We start from the raw sequence: 18,030 nt of genomic DNA, 5'->3' as shown, positions 1-18,030 counted from the left end.
CACGACATTGCAATTAGTAGAAATACGCGCGCATAGTCGCGCGCATGGAAATCAGCGATCTGGCCTTTGATCATGCCCCCGTCGGGCTTGCGGTGCTGGAGCGGCGCATCATCCGCCATTGCAACCGTCAGTTTGCAGAAATTTTCGGCGGCGCGACCGGAGATCTTGCCGGGGTGCCCCTGGCCAATTTCTACCCCTCCATCGAGGACTACCGCCGTATCGGGGAGCGCGGGCTGCGGGCGATGCAGGAAACCGGCCGTTACGCGGACGAGCGGGTGATGAAACGTAGCTGTGGTACGCTCTTTTGGTGCCGGGTGCGGGGTCAGTCCGTCACACCCGACGATCCGTTTCGCTGCGGCGTCTGGAGCTTTGCCGACCTGTCGGACGACCGACCGCTGGTCAGCCTGACCCAGCGCGAGCGCGAGGTTGCCATCCTGACCTGCCGGGGCATGACATCAAAGGAAATCGGGCTGGAGCTGGGCTTGAGTTATCGCACGATCGAAGTCTACCGCGCGCGCCTGCTGGAGAAGTTCCAGGCCCGAAAACTGGCCGAACTTGTGGCCAAACTCAGTGGGATGCCACTATGACCCTGCGGCGGTAACAGTAAAATTCCCCTGTCCGCTGGTCTTTTGGTTTGACATACCCCACCTTGAGCCTGAGAAGCCCGCTTTTCTAAGCCCGCGCGATGCCATATAAGCGTGAAAAAACAAACGCGGCCCAACAAGGGCAGCAACCGGTCGAGGAACCTGATGTCAAATAAAACCCATGATGACGATGTCGCCTTTATCAAGGCGCTGGCCGAAATCCTGAATGACAACGAGCTGACTGAATTACAGGTCAAACGTGACTACGGCGAAGATGACAGCCTGAATGTGCGCGTCAGCCGCCGCAAGGAAGTGGCCCCACAGATGATCGCCGCACCGCAGGGCTATGCCGCGCCTGCCGCCGCAGTTTCTGCACCAGCCGGTGCTGCACCGGGCGCGGATGCTTCTGCCCCCGGCGAAGATCCTGCCAGCCACCCCGGTGCCGTGACCTCGCCCATGGTCGGCACTGTCTACACCCAGGCCGAACCCGGCGCGCCGTCCTTTGTCAGTGTCGGTGACAAGGTGGCCGAAGGCGACACACTGCTGATCATCGAGGCGATGAAGACCATGAACCATATCCCGGCGCCGCGTAGCGGCACGGTCAAGCGTATCCTCGTCGAGGATGGCGCTGCGGTCGAATATGGCGCTCCTCTGATGATCGTCGAATAGGGCGCTGATAATGTTCGATAAAATCCTGGTAGCCAACCGCGGAGAGATCGCCCTTAGGGTGATCCGTGCCGCACGTGAAATGGGCATTCAGACGGTCGCGGTGCACTCCACCGCCGATGCCGATTCGATGCATGTGCGCATGGCCGACGAAAGCGTCTGCATCGGCCCGCCACCGAGCACCGACAGCTACCTGTCGATCCCCTCGATCATCGCCGCCTGCGAAATCAGCGGCGCACAGGCGATCCATCCCGGTTATGGGTTTCTGTCCGAGAATGCCAATTTCGTGCAGATTGTCGAAGATCACGGCCTGACCTTCATCGGCCCCACCGCCGAGCACATCCGTGTCATGGGTGACAAGATCAGCGCCAAGGACACGATGAAAAAGCTCGGCGTGCCTTGCGTGCCCGGCTCTGAAGGTGGCGTGCACAATCTCGACGAGGCCAAACGCATCGGTGAAGAGATCGGCTATCCGGTCATCATCAAGGCCACTGCCGGTGGCGGTGGCAAGGGCATGAAGGTCGCCAATTCCGCCGCCGAGATGGAGCGCGCATTTCAGACCGCGCGCGCCGAGGGCAAAGTGAATTTCGGCAATGACGAGGTGTATATCGAGAAATACCTCGGCACGCCCCGGCATATCGAAATTCAGGTCTTTGGCGACGGCAAGGGCCGCGCCGTGCATCTGGGCGAACGGGACTGCTCTCTCCAGCGGCGGCACCAGAAAGTGTTTGAAGAGGCTCCCGGCCCGACCATCACCGAAGAAGCGCGCGCAAAGATCGGCAAGACCTGCGCCGATGCGATCGCGGCGATCAACTATATCGGTGCCGGAACGATCGAATTTCTCTACGAGAACGACGAGTTCTACTTCATCGAGATGAACACCCGCCTTCAGGTTGAACATCCCGTGACCGAAGCCATTTTCGGCGTCGATCTGGTACGCGAACAGATTCGCGTTGCCGAAGGTCTGCCGATGTCGTTCACTCAGGATGATCTGAAGATCAACGGCCACGCCATTGAAGTCCGGATCACGGCCGAGAAGCTGCCCGAATTTTCGCCGCGCCCCGGCAAGATCACGCAGTTTCACGCGCCCGGCGGTCTGGGTGTGCGGATGGACAGTGCGCTCTATGATGGCTACTCGATCCCCCCCTACTACGATTCCCTGATCGGCAAGCTGATCGTGCACGGACCCGACCGCCCTGCGGCGCTGGCCCGTCTGGGTCGTGCCTTGGGGGAATTGATCATCGACGGCGTTGACACCACGGTGCCGCTCTTTCACGCATTGCTGCAAGAGCCTGATATCCAGTCCGGAGACTACAACATCCACTGGCTGGAAAAGTGGCTGGAGACGAACCTGCGGGGGTAGGACGTGGCAGAGCCTGACGACAGCGATGCGGAATTCTCCCTGTCACCGCAACTGTTGCTCAATGCCTATGCGGCGGGCGTGTTCCCGATGTCCGAACACCGCAACGACCCGGAAATATACTGGGTCGATCCACGCAGGCGTGGTGTGCTCCCGCTGGATGGGTTCCACATCTCTCGCTCACTGGCGAAGCGGATGCGCCGGGCGCAGTACCAGGTCACACTGAACGCTGCCTTTACGGATGTGATCGACGCCTGCGCCGACCGCAAAGACACCTGGATCAGCACCGAGATTCGAAACCAATACCTTGCGCTGTACAATCTGGGCCACGCCCATTCGCTCGAAATCTGGTCAGATGATACGCTGATCGGCGGGGTCTACGGCGTGACACTGGGGGCCGCGTTCTTTGGTGAAAGCATGTTCTCGCGCCAGCGAGACGCGTCAAAACTGGCGCTGGCACATCTTGTTGATCATCTGGTGCGCTGCGGTTTCACTCTATTTGACACGCAGTTCATCACCCCGCATCTGGCCACGCTGGGTGCGGTCGAGATCAGCCGTTCAGAATATCGAAAGCGCCTTGAAGAGGCGCTGCGAAAGCGCGCCGACATCAATCACGTGTCGCTCTGCGAAACGCATCAGTCGGTCGTGCAGCGCATGACCCAGACATCGTAGCGCGGATGGTCCAGCGCGTTGAGCGCGGGCGATGACGCAATCATCCAGCCTGCAAAGCGCGGCGTTTCCTCGTTTTCCTCAAGGATCGTGATATAGGCAAAGGCATCTCCCGCCGGATCGCCCGCCGGATAGCGGCATTGTGCTAGCTCGATGGTAAGTCGGCCAAATGTCGCGTGCTCGCCGTTCCTGAGGTTGAAATCCTCTATGTCGCCCGACACTTTTTCCAACCCGCGCAACACGGCGCCGGTGCCGATTCCGACCTCCTGCGCAGTGCCCATTCCGGGCAGCGCCATTGCGAACAATAGGACAAACGCCTTCATTCGGGGGCTTCTTCCGCGTCGCCTGCGACGAACTTCATCAGCAGCGATACCAGGCTCACGGACCCTTGAGTGAATTCGACCTGATCACCGGGGGCGAAAAAAAACGGTGAACCACCCGGCAGAATTTCCACGTAATTACCGCCCAGCAGCCCCTCTGACGAGATCGCGATGGCGCTGTCGTCTGGCACCTCTATACCGGAACGCACGGTAAAGGCCGCGCTCGCCCGATACGTGGCGGGGTCCAGTTCCAACGCCGTCACACGACCGACCTTGACCCCCGCAAGCCGCACATCGGTGCCCACGGAAACACCGTCCGCCGACCGGAAGCTGGCTGAAAGCTCGTATTCCTCCTGCCCGGTGGAAAAGCCGGTGATCTGGCCCGCATAGGTCAGGAACCCGATAGCGACGGCCAGAACGGCGCCGCCCACAATGATCTCGGTTTTGTTTTCGGACATCTGACTGTCTAAAGCCCTTTGCGCTAATTCCTGAATGCAGGAAGCTGATCAGGTCGGCGCCCCGTCAGTCCTGCAGGTGCCTCGCCTCGACTCTGTCGACCGGATCGAATGCGACCCGCATTATTCCGGGCGCCATGCCTCGTAGTCGCTGCGCGCTTTGGGCTGGGTCCGGCGAATCGATCCGGCCGGCGCATAGGCCAGAGCGGTACCGGTCAGGTTTTCCTGATGCGGCTTTTCCCAAGGCTTGTGCGGCAGCGGCTTGTCCGTTGGCGGCTCATTGTAAGTGTGATGCAACCAGCCATGCCAGTCCGGGCTGACGCGGCTCGCCTCGGCCTCGCCGTTAAAGATCACCCAGCGCCGCTTGCCATCCTTGGTACTGTAATAGATGTTGCCCTGCGCGTCCTCACCCACTTTGGTCCCGTTGCGCCAGGTCCATAATTGCGTGTTCAGCGTCTGACCATTCCACCATGTAACAGAGCGCAGAAGCGTGTTGAGAATGCCCATAAGGTCCTCCGGGATGCGTTGCCTCAGATATGGCGTATCCACGCTCAAAGGTCCAGTGGTGAGGCGAAAGGAAAAGGCGCATCCGGTACGGATGCGCCTTGTTTGGCTTATTGTGAGCAACAGCAGCGCGCATTAGCCAGCGCTGGCTTCTTCCTTCTTGGCATCCGCAAAGATCATCAGCGGCGCCGCGTCGGAATTCACCGCCTCTTCATTGACCACGACCTCTTCGACGTTGTCCATGCTGGGCAGCTCGAACATCGTATTCAGCAGGATATCTTCGAGGATCGAACGCAAACCGCGTGCGCCTGTCTTGCGCTGAATCGCGCGCTTGGCGATGGCCGTAAGAGCATCGTCGGTAAAGCTGAGCTGCGCATCTTCCAGTTCGAACAGACGCTGGTACTGCTTGACCAGCGCGTTCTTGGGCTGGGTCAGGATCGTGACCAGAGCATCCTCGTCCAGATCCTCAAGCGTCGCGATCACCGGCAGACGGCCGACAAATTCAGGGATAAGCCCGAATTTCAACAGATCTTCGGGCTCGAGGTCCTTGAACACTTCGCCGACACCACGGTCGTCCTTGTCGCGCACATCGGCGCCAAAGCCCATCGCACTGCCTTTTCCGCGCGCCGAGATGATCTTGTCCAGACCGGCGAACGCACCGCCACAGATGAACAGGATGTTGGTCGTGTCGACCTGCAAGAATTCCTGCTGCGGATGCTTGCGCCCGCCCTGCGGTGGCACCGCAGCCACGGTGCCTTCCATCAGCTTGAGCAGCGCTTGCTGCACGCCCTCGCCCGACACGTCGCGGGTGATCGAGGGATTTTCGGATTTGCGCGTGATCTTGTCGACCTCGTCGATATAGACGATGCCGCGCTGCGCGCGTTCCACGTTGTACTCGGACGATTGCAGCAGTTTGAGGATGATGTTCTCGACATCCTCACCAACATAACCGGCCTCGGTCAGTGTCGTGGCGTCAGCCATGGTAAACGGTACATCAAGGATTCGCGCCAGCGTCTGGGCCAACAGCGTCTTGCCGCAGCCCGTTGGGCCGATCAGCAGGATGTTGGATTTCTGCAGCTCGATATCGCCGCCCTTGCCGGAGTGGTCGAGGCGTTTGTAGTGGTTGTGAACCGCGACAGAAAGCACGCGCTTGGCCATCGCCTGACCGATCACGTAGTCATCCAGCACATCGCAGATATCGCGAGGCGCTGGCACGCCGTCGGAGGATTTCAGGCCCGCGCTGCGCGTTTCTTCGCGAATGATGTCCATGCAAAGTTCAACACACTCGTCGCAGATGAACACAGTCGGGCCCGCGATCAGTTTGCGTACTTCGTGCTGGCTCTTGCCGCAGAAGCTGCAATAGAGGGTGTTCTTGCTGTCGCTGCCAGAACTATTCGACATAATCTACCTTTCGGACGCTGCGCCGCCCCGTATGGATCGACCCTTTGCGGGCCGGTCGCCGGAGCAAGACGGCATTGTTCGCGACCAGCTTAGGACAGGCACCCAGCAGTCACAATCGTAAAATGGGCGACCCGGCGAATCGCCTAGGTGATGTATCAATCTTCGCCATCCGGCTTGGCCCGGCTCTCGACGATTTCATCGATCAGACCCCAAGACTTCGCGTCTTCCGGTGACATGAAATTATCGCGCTCCAGCGCCTCCTCGACCTTTTTCAGGGTCTGGCCGGTATGTTTGACGTAGATCTCGTTGAGGCGCTTCTTCAATTTCAGCGTTTCTTCGGCGTGGATCATGATATCCGTCGCCTGCCCCTGATACCCGCCCGAGGGCTGGTGCACCATGATGCGGCTGTTGGGCAGCGAAAAGCGCATGCCCGGCGCGCCCGCTGTCAGCAAGAGCGATCCCATCGAGGCCGCCTGCCCGATCACCAGCGTCGACACCTTTGGCCGGATATACTGCATCGTGTCGTAGATCGACAAACCGCTGGTGACGACGCCACCGGGGCTGTTGATATACATGCTGATTTCTTTGCTGGGGTTTTCCGCCTCCAGGTGCAAAAGCTGCGCCACGATCAGGCTGGACATACCGTCATGCACCGGACCGCTGAGGAAAATGATCCGCTCCTTCAGGAGCCGCGAGAAGATGTCATAGGCTCGCTCGCCACGGCTGGTCTGTTCGACCACCATCGGCACGAGGGTGTTCATGTAGGTGTCCATTGGGTCTGTCATATCTGCCTGCCTGCTGAATGTGTCCGATCCTTACCGGATCAAGTCCTAATGGAGTCTTAGTAGCGCGCCCAAGGCGCTGCAAGGGGAGGCGAAACGTTTTGCCCCTATTACGCGACGTGCTGGCGCGCCTCTTGCGGCAGATATTCACGCATCGCGTGCTCAGAAAACCCAATCGAGAAAGGCGACCACCTTGGGCTCGTAGGCGCGGACGGATTCGCAATTGATCGGAGCGTGCGGGGCGAAATTTCCTTCGGGAGCGGCAAGGCTGCCGGTATCATCGGGACAGCGATACGCCCCACTGCGATTGTTTGCGATCTGAAACCGGCCGGACCAATACCTGCTCTAGTTTGTAAAAAAGGCTTTCGCGTGGCATTTGCAACCGCCCGCCTGATATGCCTAGATCGCTGGCCCTGCGGTCAATTGAGTGATCTGCCCGTCGAACAACGAGACGCTGGCCTGCGCAATGCATCCATTTGTGAGCCACCGAAATGGAAACCGGCGCGGGAGGCAAAATACCAGACTTCGATCGGCCCGGTAACTTCGCGCCCCGTGGCCGAATACCTCGCCGCTAGGAGAAACAGATTTCCGGTACGTCCAAGCGTTTGCCCGGAACCAGGCAATTATTTCGACTTCACGACACTGCAATCCATGCAATGCCTTGCCAGAGCGATCGGAATTCAACCGAGGATACTGCCCCTCATCATGAAGCACCCAAGATAGGTCCGACAGCGATGCTGCGCACAGGCGCTCACTGGCTTCCTGCGACAGCGCAGGAGACGACAGGCTCAATCCAGCCAACAGGAAGATAACCAGTTTCGAGAACCTAAAATTCTTCATTTCTTGTTTGTAATCATATCCGCACCCGGAATCCACGTCGATACAGTCCGAGCCCCTTGCGCGACCGGGGCGCGCTCAGTGCAAAGGCAAAGCGCCTTGCCGCTGCTTCCCGGCGCCGCGACCTGGCTCGGCGCTTTCGCGGCCAATGGTACGGCACAACAGCACCACCGGCACCAGTCCGAACGCGACCAGCGCCAGCGACGGCACGGCCGCTTCGGCCAACCGCTCGTCCGAGGCCAACCGGTGCGCCTGTACGGCAAGTGTCTGGAAATTGAACGGATGCAGGATCAGCGTCGCGGGCAATTCCTTCATAACATCGACAAAAACGATCAACAGCGCGGTCAGCACCGACGTGCGTGCCACCGGCAGATGCACACGCCACAACAGTTTTGGCGCGCCCTGCCCCAATGACTGCGCGATGGCATCGTAGTGCCGGGGAACGGTCGCCATGCCGCTGTCATAGGCGTTGAGCGCAGCGGCCATGAACCGCGCCATGTAAGCCATCACCATCAGCCAGATCGACCCGGTGATCAACAACCCGGTATCGATGCCGAACTGCGCCTCCATCACACTGTCGATCAGGTTGTCCAATGCCGCCAGCGGCACCATCAGCCCCACCGCGATCACGCCGCCCGGCACCGCATAGCCCAGGCCCGCCCCGATCAGCAGCCCACGCGAGGTGCGGCCCGGTCTGGTGCGCGCGCGGAACCCGATCAGGATCGCGCCCACAACGGTCAGCACCGACGCCACGCCAGCCAGCAACACCGAGTTCGACATCAGCGACAGATAACGCGGGTCGAGCAGGCTCTGCCCCGATCCGATAGCCATCATCCCCAGCATGATGACAGGGATCACGAATCCCAGCAGCACCGGCACCAGGCAGAGCGCGCTTGCGCCCCAGGCACGAACGCCGGTCAATCGAGGCTTGGCCAGCGCCTCGAACCGCGCACCGCCCCGGCCCGCGGTACGTACCCGCCCGCGCTGCGCGCGCTCCAGCCCGGCCAGCAACAGCGCAAAGCTGAGCAGGCACAGCGACAATTGTGCCGCCGCCGCGCGATCGCCCAGCGAAAACCACGCCTGGTAAATGCCGGTCGCAAAGGTCTGCACGTTGAAGAAGGCGACCGTGCCGTAATCGGCGATCGTCTCCATGATCACCAAAAGCGTCCCGCCCACGATCGCGGGCCGCGCCATCGGCAACGCCACCCGCCAGAACGCGGCACCGGGCGTGCGCCCCAGCGTGCGCGCCACCAGGAACGCGTTCGAGCTTTGCTGCCGGAACGACGCCCGTGCCAGCAGATAGACATAAGGGTAGAACACGATGACCAGCATCATCGCGGCCCCACCGATGCTGCGTATTTCCGGGAACCAATAGTCGCGCGGCCCCCAGCCAGTGACGTCGCGCAACAGCGTCTGCACCGGGCCCGGGTGGTCCAGCAGCGACGTATAGGCATAAGCCAACACATAGGCCGGAAAGGCCAGCGGCAATGCCAGCGCGATCTCCAGCCAGCGCACGCCAGGAAAGCGGTAGACCGTGACCAGCCAAGCCGTGCCGGTCCCGATCACCGCCGCACCACTGCCGACGATGGTCACCAGAACCAGCGTAACCCAAGTGTAGCGCGGCAGGACCGAAGCCAGGATATCGCGCCACGTCTGCAGATCCCCCGACAGGGCCGCAATGGTCGCCGCGATGATCGGCGCAACGCAGAGCGCGGCAACGACCCAGGCCAGCCGGTAGATCAACCGTTCCGTCATTGCTGCGATCCTTTCCCGGTCTCTGCTCTCCGGTGCGCCACGGTAAAACCGGCGCGCCATTTCTGACAGATTTGATCAGTATTCCGCCGCCGCCCGAGGGTCAATATCTACGGACTCCGCCGAGCGAGTGGCTTTCCGGAGCCACGAGAATTCGGTATGCGCCGCGTGGCCATCTTGCCATTTAGCGCGAGCAGCCACACTGACCTTGCGGAAGCTGACCTTTACACCAACCCGCGTTCGTGGCTACCGTACGCTCGTGCACGAGCCATCGCGCGCCGACGGTGCGCGAAAGTGCCGCGTAAATCAGGGAGATACCTCATGAAAACACTACGACACATTGCCACAGCCACCGCGATTCTGCTGGGTGCTACGGGCCTTGCGTCAGCGCAGACGCTGAATTTCGCCTACGACGCCGACCCGGTTTCGCTTGACCCGCATGAGCAGCTTTCGGGCGGCACGCTTCAACTCAGCCACATGGTCTTTGACCCGCTGGTGCGCTGGAACAAGGATCTCGGCTTTGACGGTCGCCTTGCCGAAGGCTGGGAACGCGTGGACGACACCACGATGCGCTTCAAACTGCGCGAAGGCGTGAAGTTCCATTCGGGCAACGCGATGACCTCCGCCGATGTAGTCTGGACCATCGACCGCCTGAAAGCCTCTCCGGATTTCAAGGGCATCTTTGCCGGCTGGACTTCGGTCACCGCGGTGGACGATTACACCATCGAGGTCAAAACCGACGGCCCGAGCCCGCTGATGCTGCACACCGCCACCTACGTCTTTCCGATGGACAGCAAGTTCTACGAAGAGGGTGGCGCTGAAATCGTCAAGCACGGCGACAGTTTCGCTTCCAAGACGATCTCGGGCACCGGCCCCTTCACCATCTCCTCGCGCGAGCAGGGTGTGAAGGTCGTATTCGAGCGCAACCCGGACTACTGGGACACGAACAGCCCCGGCAACGTGCAGACCGCGGTACTGACGCCGATCAAGGAAGCGCCGACCCGCGTTGCCGCCCTTCTGGCCGGTGACGTCGATTTCATCGCACCGGTGCCGCCGACCGATCTGGAGCGGATCAAGAACGACCCCAATACCAACCTTGTCACCATGAGCGGCACGCGCATCATCACGCTGCAACTCAACGGTAACCGCAACCCGGCGCTGGCCGACATGAAGGTACGCCAGGCGATCGTGCATGCCATCAACAACCAGGGCATCGTCGACAAGATCATGAAGGGCTTCGGCACCACTGCGGCACAGAATTCGCCCGCAGGTTACCTGGGGCATAACCCGGATCTCAAGCCGCGCTTCGATCTTGCCAAGGCGCAGGCGCTGATGGCCGAGTCGAGCTTCCCCGACGGGTTCTCGGCAACGATGATGTGCCCCAACAACCGCTACGTGAACGATTTCAAAATCTGTGAAGCGGCGGCGGCAATGCTGGCCAAGATCAACGTCAAGATCGACCTGACCACGATGCCCAAGGCGCAATACTGGCCCAAATACGACGAACGCGCAGCGGACATCATGATGATCGGCTGGCATTCGGACACCGAGGATTCGGCCAACTTCTTTGAATTCCTCAACATGACGCCGGACACCGAAACCGGTCGTGGTCAGTACAACTCGGGCGGTTACTCGAACGCGACAGTGGACGCGATGACCGTTGCATCGCTCACCGAGACGGACGAGGCGAAGCGTGCCAAGGACCTGCAGGAAATCGAAAAAATCCTCTACGACGAGGCCGCTTTCGTGCCGCTGCACTGGCAGGACCTTGCATGGGCCGCGCGCAAAGGCGTGGACATCGAGCCCGTTCTTAACGTGATGAACTTCCCCTATCTCGGTGATCTGGTGATCAGCGAGTAAGCGACAGCCAATACGGGCGGGCCGGTACATCCGGCCCGCCTTCCCTATCCCGGCCCGGGGCCTGACCCGGCGCGTGATACCGTCTCCAGCAACCGCCAGAGAGCCTTGCCCCCATGCATATCATCGCATTCCTCATCCGCCGCGCACTTCAGGCCGTGATCGTGATGTTCGTCATCTCGCTGATCGGGTTTTCCATTCAGGGCAATCTCGGCGATCCCCTGCGCGAGCTTGTGGGGCAGTCCGTTTCCGAAGCAGAGCGTCAGGCCCTGCGCGACGAGATTGGCCTCAACGATCCCTTTTTCGTGCAATACGCCCGGTTTCTGGGCGCCGCACTGCAGGGCGATCTGGGGACGTCCTACTTCTTCAAGCGCCCGGCGCTCGATGTGATCATGGACAAGTTTCCCGCCACGTTCGAGCTGGTGCTCGGAGCCACCATCATCTTTCTCTCTCTGTCGATCCCCGGCGGCATCTACTGCGCCATCAACCGCGAAAAATGGATCGCCAAGACGATCATGACCGGGTCGATCATCGGCATATCGGTCCCGGTCTTCCTGACGGCGATTTTTCTGGTGTGGATTTTCGGGGTCGAACTGCAATGGTTGCCCGCCTTCGGACGAGGTGAGACCTACGAAATGCCCTGGGGCTGGGAAACCGGCTTTCTCACCCGCGACGGGCTGGCGCATCTTCTGCTGCCCTCCATCGCGCTCAGTTCGATCATGCTGCCGCTCTTCATCCGCTTGATCCGGGCCGAGATGATGGAGGCGATGGGCACCGACTACGTCCGCTTTGCCAAGGCCAAAGGCCTCAGCACGGCGCGCGTGCGCTATGTGCACGCTTTCCGAAACACATTGCTGCCGGTCGTGACCGTGGGTGGGCTGATGATCGGCACGCTGATCGCCTACACGATCCTGACCGAGACAGTGTTCCAGTGGCCCGGTATGGGCTTTCTCTTTCTCGAAGCGGTGAACCGGGTCGATACCCCGCTGATCATCGCCTACATCATCGTGGTTGGGCTGATCTTTGTCGTCGTCAACACCATCGTCGATTTCGTCTACACGCTGATCAATCCAATGGTGAAACTACCGGGGGCCAAATCATGATCACATGGCGCGGTTTTCTCAACCGGTTCCTGTCCGATCCCGTCGCCATTGGCGCCGGCATCGTGCTGTTGCTCCTCGTCCTGATGGCGGTCTTTGCGCCTCTGTTGGCACCACAAAACCCCTATGACCTGATGCAGCTCGATATCATGGACAGCGAAATGCCCCCCAGCTGGATGCCGGGCGGTGACGACCGGTTCCTGTTGGGCACCGATGCGCAGGGGCGCGGCGTGCTCAGCACCATCATGTACGGCACCGGCATATCGTTGCTGATTGGTATCGGTGCCGTGGTCGTGCAGGGGATATTGGGCGTCACGCTGGGCCTGATCGCGGGTTACAAGGGCGGCTGGATCGACGCCTTTCTGATGCGGCTCGCGGATATCCAGATGTCGCTCTCGACACTGATGATTGCCATCATCGCACTGGCGCTGTTTCAGGCGGCGTTCGATGCCAACGTCTACGCGGACTATGCGATCATCATGCTGATCCTGATTATCGGCATCGCGGAATGGCCGAAATTCGCACGGACCGTGCGCTCTTCGGTGCTGGGCGAGAAGAACAAGGAATACGTGGACGCCGCCCGCGTGATCGGCCTGCCCGCGCGCAAGGTGATGTGGAAGCACATCCTGCCCAACACGCTGACGCCGGTTCTGGTGATCTCGACCATCCAGGTGGCCGAGGCGATCATGACGGAAGCAGCGCTGTCCTTCCTTGGTCTGGGCATGCCGGTGGACCGTCCTTCGCTGGGGTCGCTGATCCGCTCAGGGTTCGAATTCATTTTCTCGGGCCAGTACTGGATCACGCTCTATCCGGCCCTCGTGCTGATCGCGCTGGTCCTTGCGCTGAACCTTCTGGGCGACTGGCTACGTGATGTGCTGAACCCGAAACTGCGCCGGGGAGATGACTGATGGCAATGCTGGAGATACATGATCTGCGAGTCGCCTTTCCGCGCGGCAAGAAAGACGAGGTCGAGGCGCTGCGCGGCATCGATCTGACGCTGGAGAAGGGCGAACGGATCGGCATAGTGGGCGAATCCGGTGCAGGCAAATCCATGCTCGCCTTCGCGATCCTGAACCTGATCGCAGAGCCGGGGCGCGTCAGCCAAGGCACTATCAAGTTCCATGGCGAAAACCTACTTGATATGTCCGAGCGTAAAATTCGCACGATACGCGGCAATCGCATTTCGATGATTTTTCAAGACCCGATGGTAACGTTGAACCCTGTGCTTACCATCGGCACGCAGATGATCGAAACGCTGAAGGCGCACCAACGGATCAGCACCCGCGAAGCGCATCAGCGCTGCGTGGACAAACTCAAACTCGTGGCCATCCCCTCGGCCGAAAGCCGCATGGATGCCTATCCCCACGAACTCAGCGGCGGGTTGCGCCAGCGTGTTGTCATTGCCATCGCCCTGCTGACCGATCCCGAAATCATCATCGCAGACGAACCAACGACAGCGCTCGATGTGACGATCCAAGCCGAGATCATAGCGCTGATCCTCAAGCTTTGCCGTGATAATGATCTGGCCCTGATCCTGATCACCCACGATCTAGGTGTCGTGGCCGAAGTCACCGAAAGACTGATGATCATGTATGCCGGGAAATGCGTCGAGACAGGACGCACGCGCGACATCATCGCGGCGCCGAAACATCCTTATGCCGCCGGTCTGCTAAAGGCCCTGCCCCAGAACGCGCAGCGCGGCTCGAAACTCTACCAGATCCCCGGCTCGATGCCGCCCATCACGGCGCTGCCTTCGGGCTGCCCCTACCACCCACGCTGTGCCCGCGCGGATGACGGCTGCCGCGCTGCGATGCCGCCGCTGGAGAACGGCGTGGCCTGTTTTCACCCGCTGAATGAGAACGCGGAGGCCAGCATATGAGCGACGCAATCGTCGAAACCCGCGGACTCGAGATGCGCTTTGCGCTGCCGACACACTTTCTGAGCCGTGAAAAGCCCGTGCTGCATGCGCTGTCGGGAGTCAGCATCAAGATCATGCCCGGCGAAACGTTCTGCGTCGTCGGCGAGAGCGGCTGTGGCAAGACCACGCTGGGCCGCGCGATCATGGGGCTGAACACGCCCTCGGCCGGCGAGGTCTATTTCAACGGCAAACGCATCGACCAGATGGACGAGGCGGAACGTAAGCCCATCCGCCGCGACATGCAGATGGTGTTCCAGAACCCCTACGCCTCGCTCAACCCGCGCCGCAATGTGTTCGAGACGCTGGCAGAACCGATCCGTCACCTGATGCCCGAAAAGACCGAGACCGAGGTGCGCGCTCAGGTCGAGGATGTGCTGGCCGCGACGGGCTGCGATCCGTCCTGGCAGCGCCGGTTGCCGCACGAGTTTTCCGGTGGGCAGCGCCAGCGGATCGCCATCGCACGCGCGCTGGTCACGAACCCCGCTTTCATCGTCGCGGACGAGCCGATCTCGGCGCTCGATGTCTCGATCCAGGCGCAGATCCTGAACCTGCTGACCGATCTTCAGGCCCAACGTGGCCTCACCTATCTGTTCATCACCCACGATCTCAGCGTGGTGAAACATTTCGGCACCCGTGTGGCGGTCATGTATCTGGGTCAGGTGATGGAACTGGCCGATGCCGAAACGATCTTTGAAGACCCCAAGCATCCCTATACGCAGCTCTTGCTGGATGCGATCCCAAAGCTCGAAGGCGGCTCTTTCGAGCGCCCGCGCCAACCCGGTGAATTGCCCGATCCGGTGAATCCGCCCCCCGGCTGTCCCTTCGCGCCGCGCTGCTCGATCGCCGCTGATCGCTGCCGGTCAGAGCGCCCCAAACTGCGCGTGATACCCGGCAGTACAACGCAAGCGGCCTGCCATTTCGCGGAATAGGGCTAAAGTTGAAAGATGAAAGGTTAACGCCGGATTTCTGGGGATAACCCGCGCCAATTACGCTACTCTTGAAACGATCTCGCAAGTGCCCTGTACTAGGCCGTCGCGTTGCGATCGAGTAAACCGCACCAAAACCATGCAGCATTTCCAAACTTCTTCAGCAACTTAACCGGCGTTCCGCCCACCACCGATATCACCGCGAGGGACCGCCGTTGCTTTCAGGATCGCATGGCATGCCAAGCCGGGCCGCAGCCCCATTTCTTCCGCCGCGCGCGCCGTGATCCGCGCCAGTAACCGATCCTCTCCCAATCGCAGAGAAACCGCCATGCCGGGCCCGTCGCCCCGGTGCAGCATCTCCACCACGACCGGCAGGATATTGCGCGACGACAGCCCCTTTGGCATATCAAGTGACAGCAGAACATCCTGCGCCAAGACCCTGAGACGTATGTGTTTTCCCGGTTCCGCCTGCACCCCGGGGATCAGCAGCGCACCACCGCTGACCGCAAGACGGCTCAGCCCGTCGGCATCATGCCCCAGCACCTGCGCGTGCAGCACCGAGCCTGCCTCGCGCACCCCCATCATCGGCACCAATTCGGGATCACTCAGAACGTCACCCACCGTGCCAGAGCGGGCAACGCGCCCGGCGCGCAGCACGACGATCTGATCGGCCAGCCGCGCGATTTCACCAACCGAATGGCTGACATAGAGGATGGGCACATTGGCGCCTCCCGCGAGCCGCTCCAGGTACGGCAGGATCTCGTCCTTGCGCGGACCGTCAAGCGCCGCCAGCGGCTCATCCATGATCAGCAATTCGGGCGCCATCAAGAGCGCTCGCGCCAATGCGACGCGCTGTTTCTCCCCGCCCGACAGATGCAAGGGCCGCCGCTGTAGCAACCCGCCGATATCCATCAGGGCGATGACCTGATCCCGGTCAGGCCCCGTTCGCCCGCGCGGGACATAGCGCGTGCCGAAATCAAGATTGCCCGCCACGCTGAGATGCGGAAACAGCCGCCCATCCTGAAAAACCGTTCCGATCCGTCGTTTATGCGGCGGAACGTTCACGCGGGCGGCAGCATCGTAGAGACACCGCCCTTCCAGCTCCACCATGCCGCGCGCAGGCGCAAAGAGCCCTGCCACGGCATTCGCGATACTGGTCTTGCCCGCCCCTGACGCCCCGAAAATGGCCGTCACCCCGGGGCCGGTCTCGAACGCGGCATCCAGCGTGAAACCACTGAATTTGTGGTGTATCTTTACGCGCAGGCTCATCTCTGGCCAATCCCGCGCGCCACGCGCCGCGCCAACCCTTCAGAGATCAGCACAGCGCCGACCGCCACCACCAGCGACAACAGCACCAGGCGGATCGCCCCCGCCTCGCCCCCCGGCACCTGCAGGAACGCATAAATCGCCGAAGGCAGCGTCTGCGTCTGGCCGGGGATGTTGGCGACGAAAGTGATCGTGGCACCGAACTCTCCCATCGCCTTGGCAAAGCCCAACACCGCCCCCGCCAGAACACCGGGCGCGATCAGCGGCAGCGTGACCCGCGCGAATATCCCCAGGCGACCAGCGCCCAGCGTCGCCGCTGCCGCCTCCAGCCGTGGGTCCACCGCCTCTATCGACAGGCGGATCGCGCGAACTGTCAGCGGGAACCCCATGATCGCCGCCGCCAGCGCGGCGCCGGTCCAGCGGAACGCCAGAACGATGCCGAATGTGGATTCGAGGAAACCACCGACGGCACCGGTGCGCCCGAATGTCAGCAACAGAAGATAGCCGGTCACGACCGGCGGCAGGACCAGCGGCAGATGCACCAGCGTGCTCAGCAATGTCTTGCCCCAGAACTCACGCCGCGCCAACAGCCAGGCGATGGCAATCGCCAGCGGCAGGCTGACCAGCATCGCCACGAACGAGACCTTGAGCGACAAAACAAGCGCTGCCCATTCTGCCGGCTCCAGCATCATTCCCCCGCTCCGGGCAGCGTGAAACCATGGGCGCGGAATATCCGCTGCGCCTCGGGGCTGTGCAGATAGGCCGCAAAGGCATCACCGCGTGCCGTGACCGCTGCCACGGGATATACGATCGGCGGATGAGCCTCCTGTGGCACAGAGTATAGGATCTTGACGCGCGGTTCGGCGGCGGCATCGGTGGCATAGACCGCCCCCAGCGGGGCCTCGCCCAGCGCCACCAGCGCGAGCGCGGCACGCACGTTTTCGGTTTCGGCCAGATGCGGGCGCAATGCCTCCCACAGCCCGGCACGCTCCATCCAGGCGCGGGCATAGATCCCGGCAGGCACGGCTTCGGTCTGACCCAGCGCGAGCCTCTGCCCTGCAAGACGCGCGATCAACGTCTGAGCGTCGATCACCGGCAGGGGTGCGCTGTTCACCGGTCCAACCAGCACCAACGTATTGCCGAGCAAATCGCGCCGCGTCTCGCTGCGCAGGTTCCCGTTCTCCTGCAGCCAGTCCATCCAGGCGCTGTTGGCCAACAAAACGACATCCGCAGGCGCGCCCAGAGCGACCTGCCGCGCCATCGCGCCGCTCCCGCCATAAGACGCCACAGCATGGCCCGGATAACCCGCAATCACCTCCTGCAGCGCGCCTTGCAGCGACGCAGCGGCGAACACGAGAACGCGTTCTTCGGCACGCGCAGGCATGCACATCAGAAGCACCGCACAAAGCACTGCGGGAAGAGAGGAAAACCGCATCATGTCATTGAGTATTGGGCGCAAGGTCAGCCAACGCAAGCCCGCCCATCGCCGCGTCATTCGCTCAGGCGCCCACGCGCTGCCGCAATTTCGCAGCGGGGCGCTGGTATGGGTGGAAATGAATCTGGCAATTGGTCGCATCGTCCGCTTATATTACCACCCGAGCATGAAAGATAAGACGCAACCGCATGACAAAGC

18 protein-coding genes are annotated in these 18,030 nt (G+C 61.4%); 9 read left to right on the top strand and 9 right to left on the bottom strand.

The features are described from left to right. The first annotated feature begins 50 nt into the window (after positions 1–50). From O3306_RS10925 to aat, 4 genes are all read left to right on the top strand, one after another. A complete protein-coding gene (locus O3306_RS10925; protein WP_272007074.1) occupies positions 51–587 on the top strand; it encodes a LuxR C-terminal-related transcriptional regulator in 537 nt (178 codons plus the stop codon). Positions 588–749: 162 nt separating this feature from the next. Beyond that, positions 750–1,253 (top strand): acetyl-CoA carboxylase biotin carboxyl carrier protein, encoded by a 504-nt coding sequence (gene accB / locus O3306_RS10920; RefSeq protein WP_272006911.1) that lies wholly within the window; start codon positions 750–752, stop codon positions 1,251–1,253. Positions 1,254–1,263: 10 nt separating this feature from the next. After that, positions 1,264–2,613: an acetyl-CoA carboxylase biotin carboxylase subunit gene (gene accC, locus O3306_RS10915; RefSeq protein WP_272006909.1), complete on the top strand. Its 1,350-nt coding sequence runs from the start codon at positions 1,264–1,266 to the stop codon at positions 2,611–2,613. Between the two features lie 3 nt (positions 2,614–2,616). Continuing rightward, positions 2,617–3,282, top strand: a complete 666-nt coding sequence (aat, locus tag O3306_RS10910; protein ID WP_272006906.1) for a leucyl/phenylalanyl-tRNA--protein transferase — start codon at positions 2,617–2,619, stop codon at positions 3,280–3,282. Here the strand turns inward: aat and O3306_RS10905 are convergent. The 6 genes from O3306_RS10905 to O3306_RS10880 all read right to left on the bottom strand — a co-directional run bounded on the left by O3306_RS10905 (position 3,246) and on the right by O3306_RS10880 (position 9,333). After that, on the bottom strand, positions 3,246–3,602 hold the full coding sequence (locus tag O3306_RS10905; protein ID WP_442969993.1) for a DUF2155 domain-containing protein: 357 nt from the start codon (positions 3,600–3,602) through the stop codon (positions 3,246–3,248). The genes aat and O3306_RS10905 overlap by 37 nt on opposite strands. Next, positions 3,599–4,057 carry an outer membrane lipid asymmetry maintenance protein MlaD gene (mlaD, locus tag O3306_RS10900; RefSeq protein ID WP_272006904.1) on the bottom strand — a complete coding sequence of 153 codons (459 nt, stop codon included), beginning with the start codon at positions 4,055–4,057 and terminating at the stop codon, positions 3,599–3,601. The genes O3306_RS10905 and mlaD overlap by 4 nt, the downstream gene beginning before the upstream one ends. A 120-nt stretch (positions 4,058–4,177) precedes the next feature. Then, a complete protein-coding gene (locus O3306_RS10895) occupies positions 4,178–4,561 on the bottom strand; it encodes an NADH:ubiquinone oxidoreductase subunit NDUFA12 (protein WP_272006902.1) in 384 nt (127 codons plus the stop codon). Between the two features lie 132 nt (positions 4,562–4,693). Then, a complete protein-coding gene (clpX, locus tag O3306_RS10890; RefSeq protein WP_272006901.1) occupies positions 4,694–5,959 on the bottom strand; it encodes an ATP-dependent Clp protease ATP-binding subunit ClpX in 1,266 nt (421 codons plus the stop codon). Between the two features lie 155 nt (positions 5,960–6,114). After that, positions 6,115–6,744: an ATP-dependent Clp protease proteolytic subunit gene (locus tag O3306_RS10885; RefSeq protein WP_272006899.1), complete on the bottom strand. Its 630-nt coding sequence runs from the start codon at positions 6,742–6,744 to the stop codon at positions 6,115–6,117. Positions 6,745–7,656: 912 nt separating this feature from the next. Further along, a complete protein-coding gene (locus O3306_RS10880; RefSeq protein ID WP_272006897.1) occupies positions 7,657–9,333 on the bottom strand; it encodes an ABC transporter permease in 1,677 nt (558 codons plus the stop codon). Positions 9,334–9,651: 318 nt separating this feature from the next. On the opposite strand from O3306_RS10880, the gene O3306_RS10875 reads away from it, so the two are divergent. From O3306_RS10875 to O3306_RS10855, 5 genes are all read left to right on the top strand, one after another. Beyond that, positions 9,652–11,190: an ABC transporter substrate-binding protein gene (locus tag O3306_RS10875; protein ID WP_272006896.1), complete on the top strand. Its 1,539-nt coding sequence runs from the start codon at positions 9,652–9,654 to the stop codon at positions 11,188–11,190. A 113-nt stretch (positions 11,191–11,303) separates the two neighbouring features. Then, a complete protein-coding gene (locus O3306_RS10870; RefSeq protein ID WP_272006894.1) occupies positions 11,304–12,290 on the top strand; it encodes an ABC transporter permease in 987 nt (328 codons plus the stop codon). Beyond that, entirely contained in the window at positions 12,287–13,195 is a 909-nt protein-coding gene (locus O3306_RS10865) for an ABC transporter permease (protein WP_272006892.1), read from the top strand. Before O3306_RS10870 ends, O3306_RS10865 begins: the two co-directional genes overlap by 4 nt. Next, positions 13,195–14,166, top strand: coding sequence for an ABC transporter ATP-binding protein (locus O3306_RS10860; protein WP_272006889.1), 972 nt, complete (start codon positions 13,195–13,197; stop codon positions 14,164–14,166). The genes O3306_RS10865 and O3306_RS10860 overlap by 1 nt, the downstream gene beginning before the upstream one ends. Next, complete coding sequence (locus O3306_RS10855; protein WP_272006886.1) at positions 14,163–15,134, top strand: ABC transporter ATP-binding protein; 972 nt, start codon at positions 14,163–14,165, stop codon at positions 15,132–15,134. The genes O3306_RS10860 and O3306_RS10855 overlap by 4 nt, the downstream gene beginning before the upstream one ends. A gap of 165 nt (positions 15,135–15,299) precedes the next feature. Here the strand turns inward: O3306_RS10855 and modC are convergent, their stop codons facing one another. From modC to modA, 3 genes are read right to left on the bottom strand one after another with little or no spacing between them, the layout of a single operon-like run. Further along, positions 15,300–16,400, bottom strand: coding sequence for a molybdenum ABC transporter ATP-binding protein (modC, locus tag O3306_RS10850; RefSeq protein WP_272006882.1), 1,101 nt, complete (start codon positions 16,398–16,400; stop codon positions 15,300–15,302). Continuing rightward, on the bottom strand, positions 16,397–17,089 hold the full coding sequence (modB, locus tag O3306_RS10845; protein ID WP_272006879.1) for a molybdate ABC transporter permease subunit: 693 nt from the start codon (positions 17,087–17,089) through the stop codon (positions 16,397–16,399). Before modB ends, modC begins: the two co-directional genes overlap by 4 nt. Beyond that, the gene (modA, locus tag O3306_RS10840) at positions 17,086–17,892 is read right to left on the bottom strand and encodes a molybdate ABC transporter substrate-binding protein (protein WP_272006877.1); all 807 of its coding nucleotides are present in this window, start codon (positions 17,890–17,892) and stop codon (positions 17,086–17,088) included. Before modA ends, modB begins: the two co-directional genes overlap by 4 nt. Positions 17,893–18,030: the final 138 nt, after the last annotated feature.

It is taken from the genome of Roseovarius sp. ZX-A-9, from assembly GCF_028369135.1.
Classification (GTDB): domain Bacteria; phylum Pseudomonadota; class Alphaproteobacteria; order Rhodobacterales; family Rhodobacteraceae; genus Roseovarius.
Note: the sequence above shows the minus strand (reverse complement) of the source record. Positions and strands in the feature narration are given on the sequence as shown.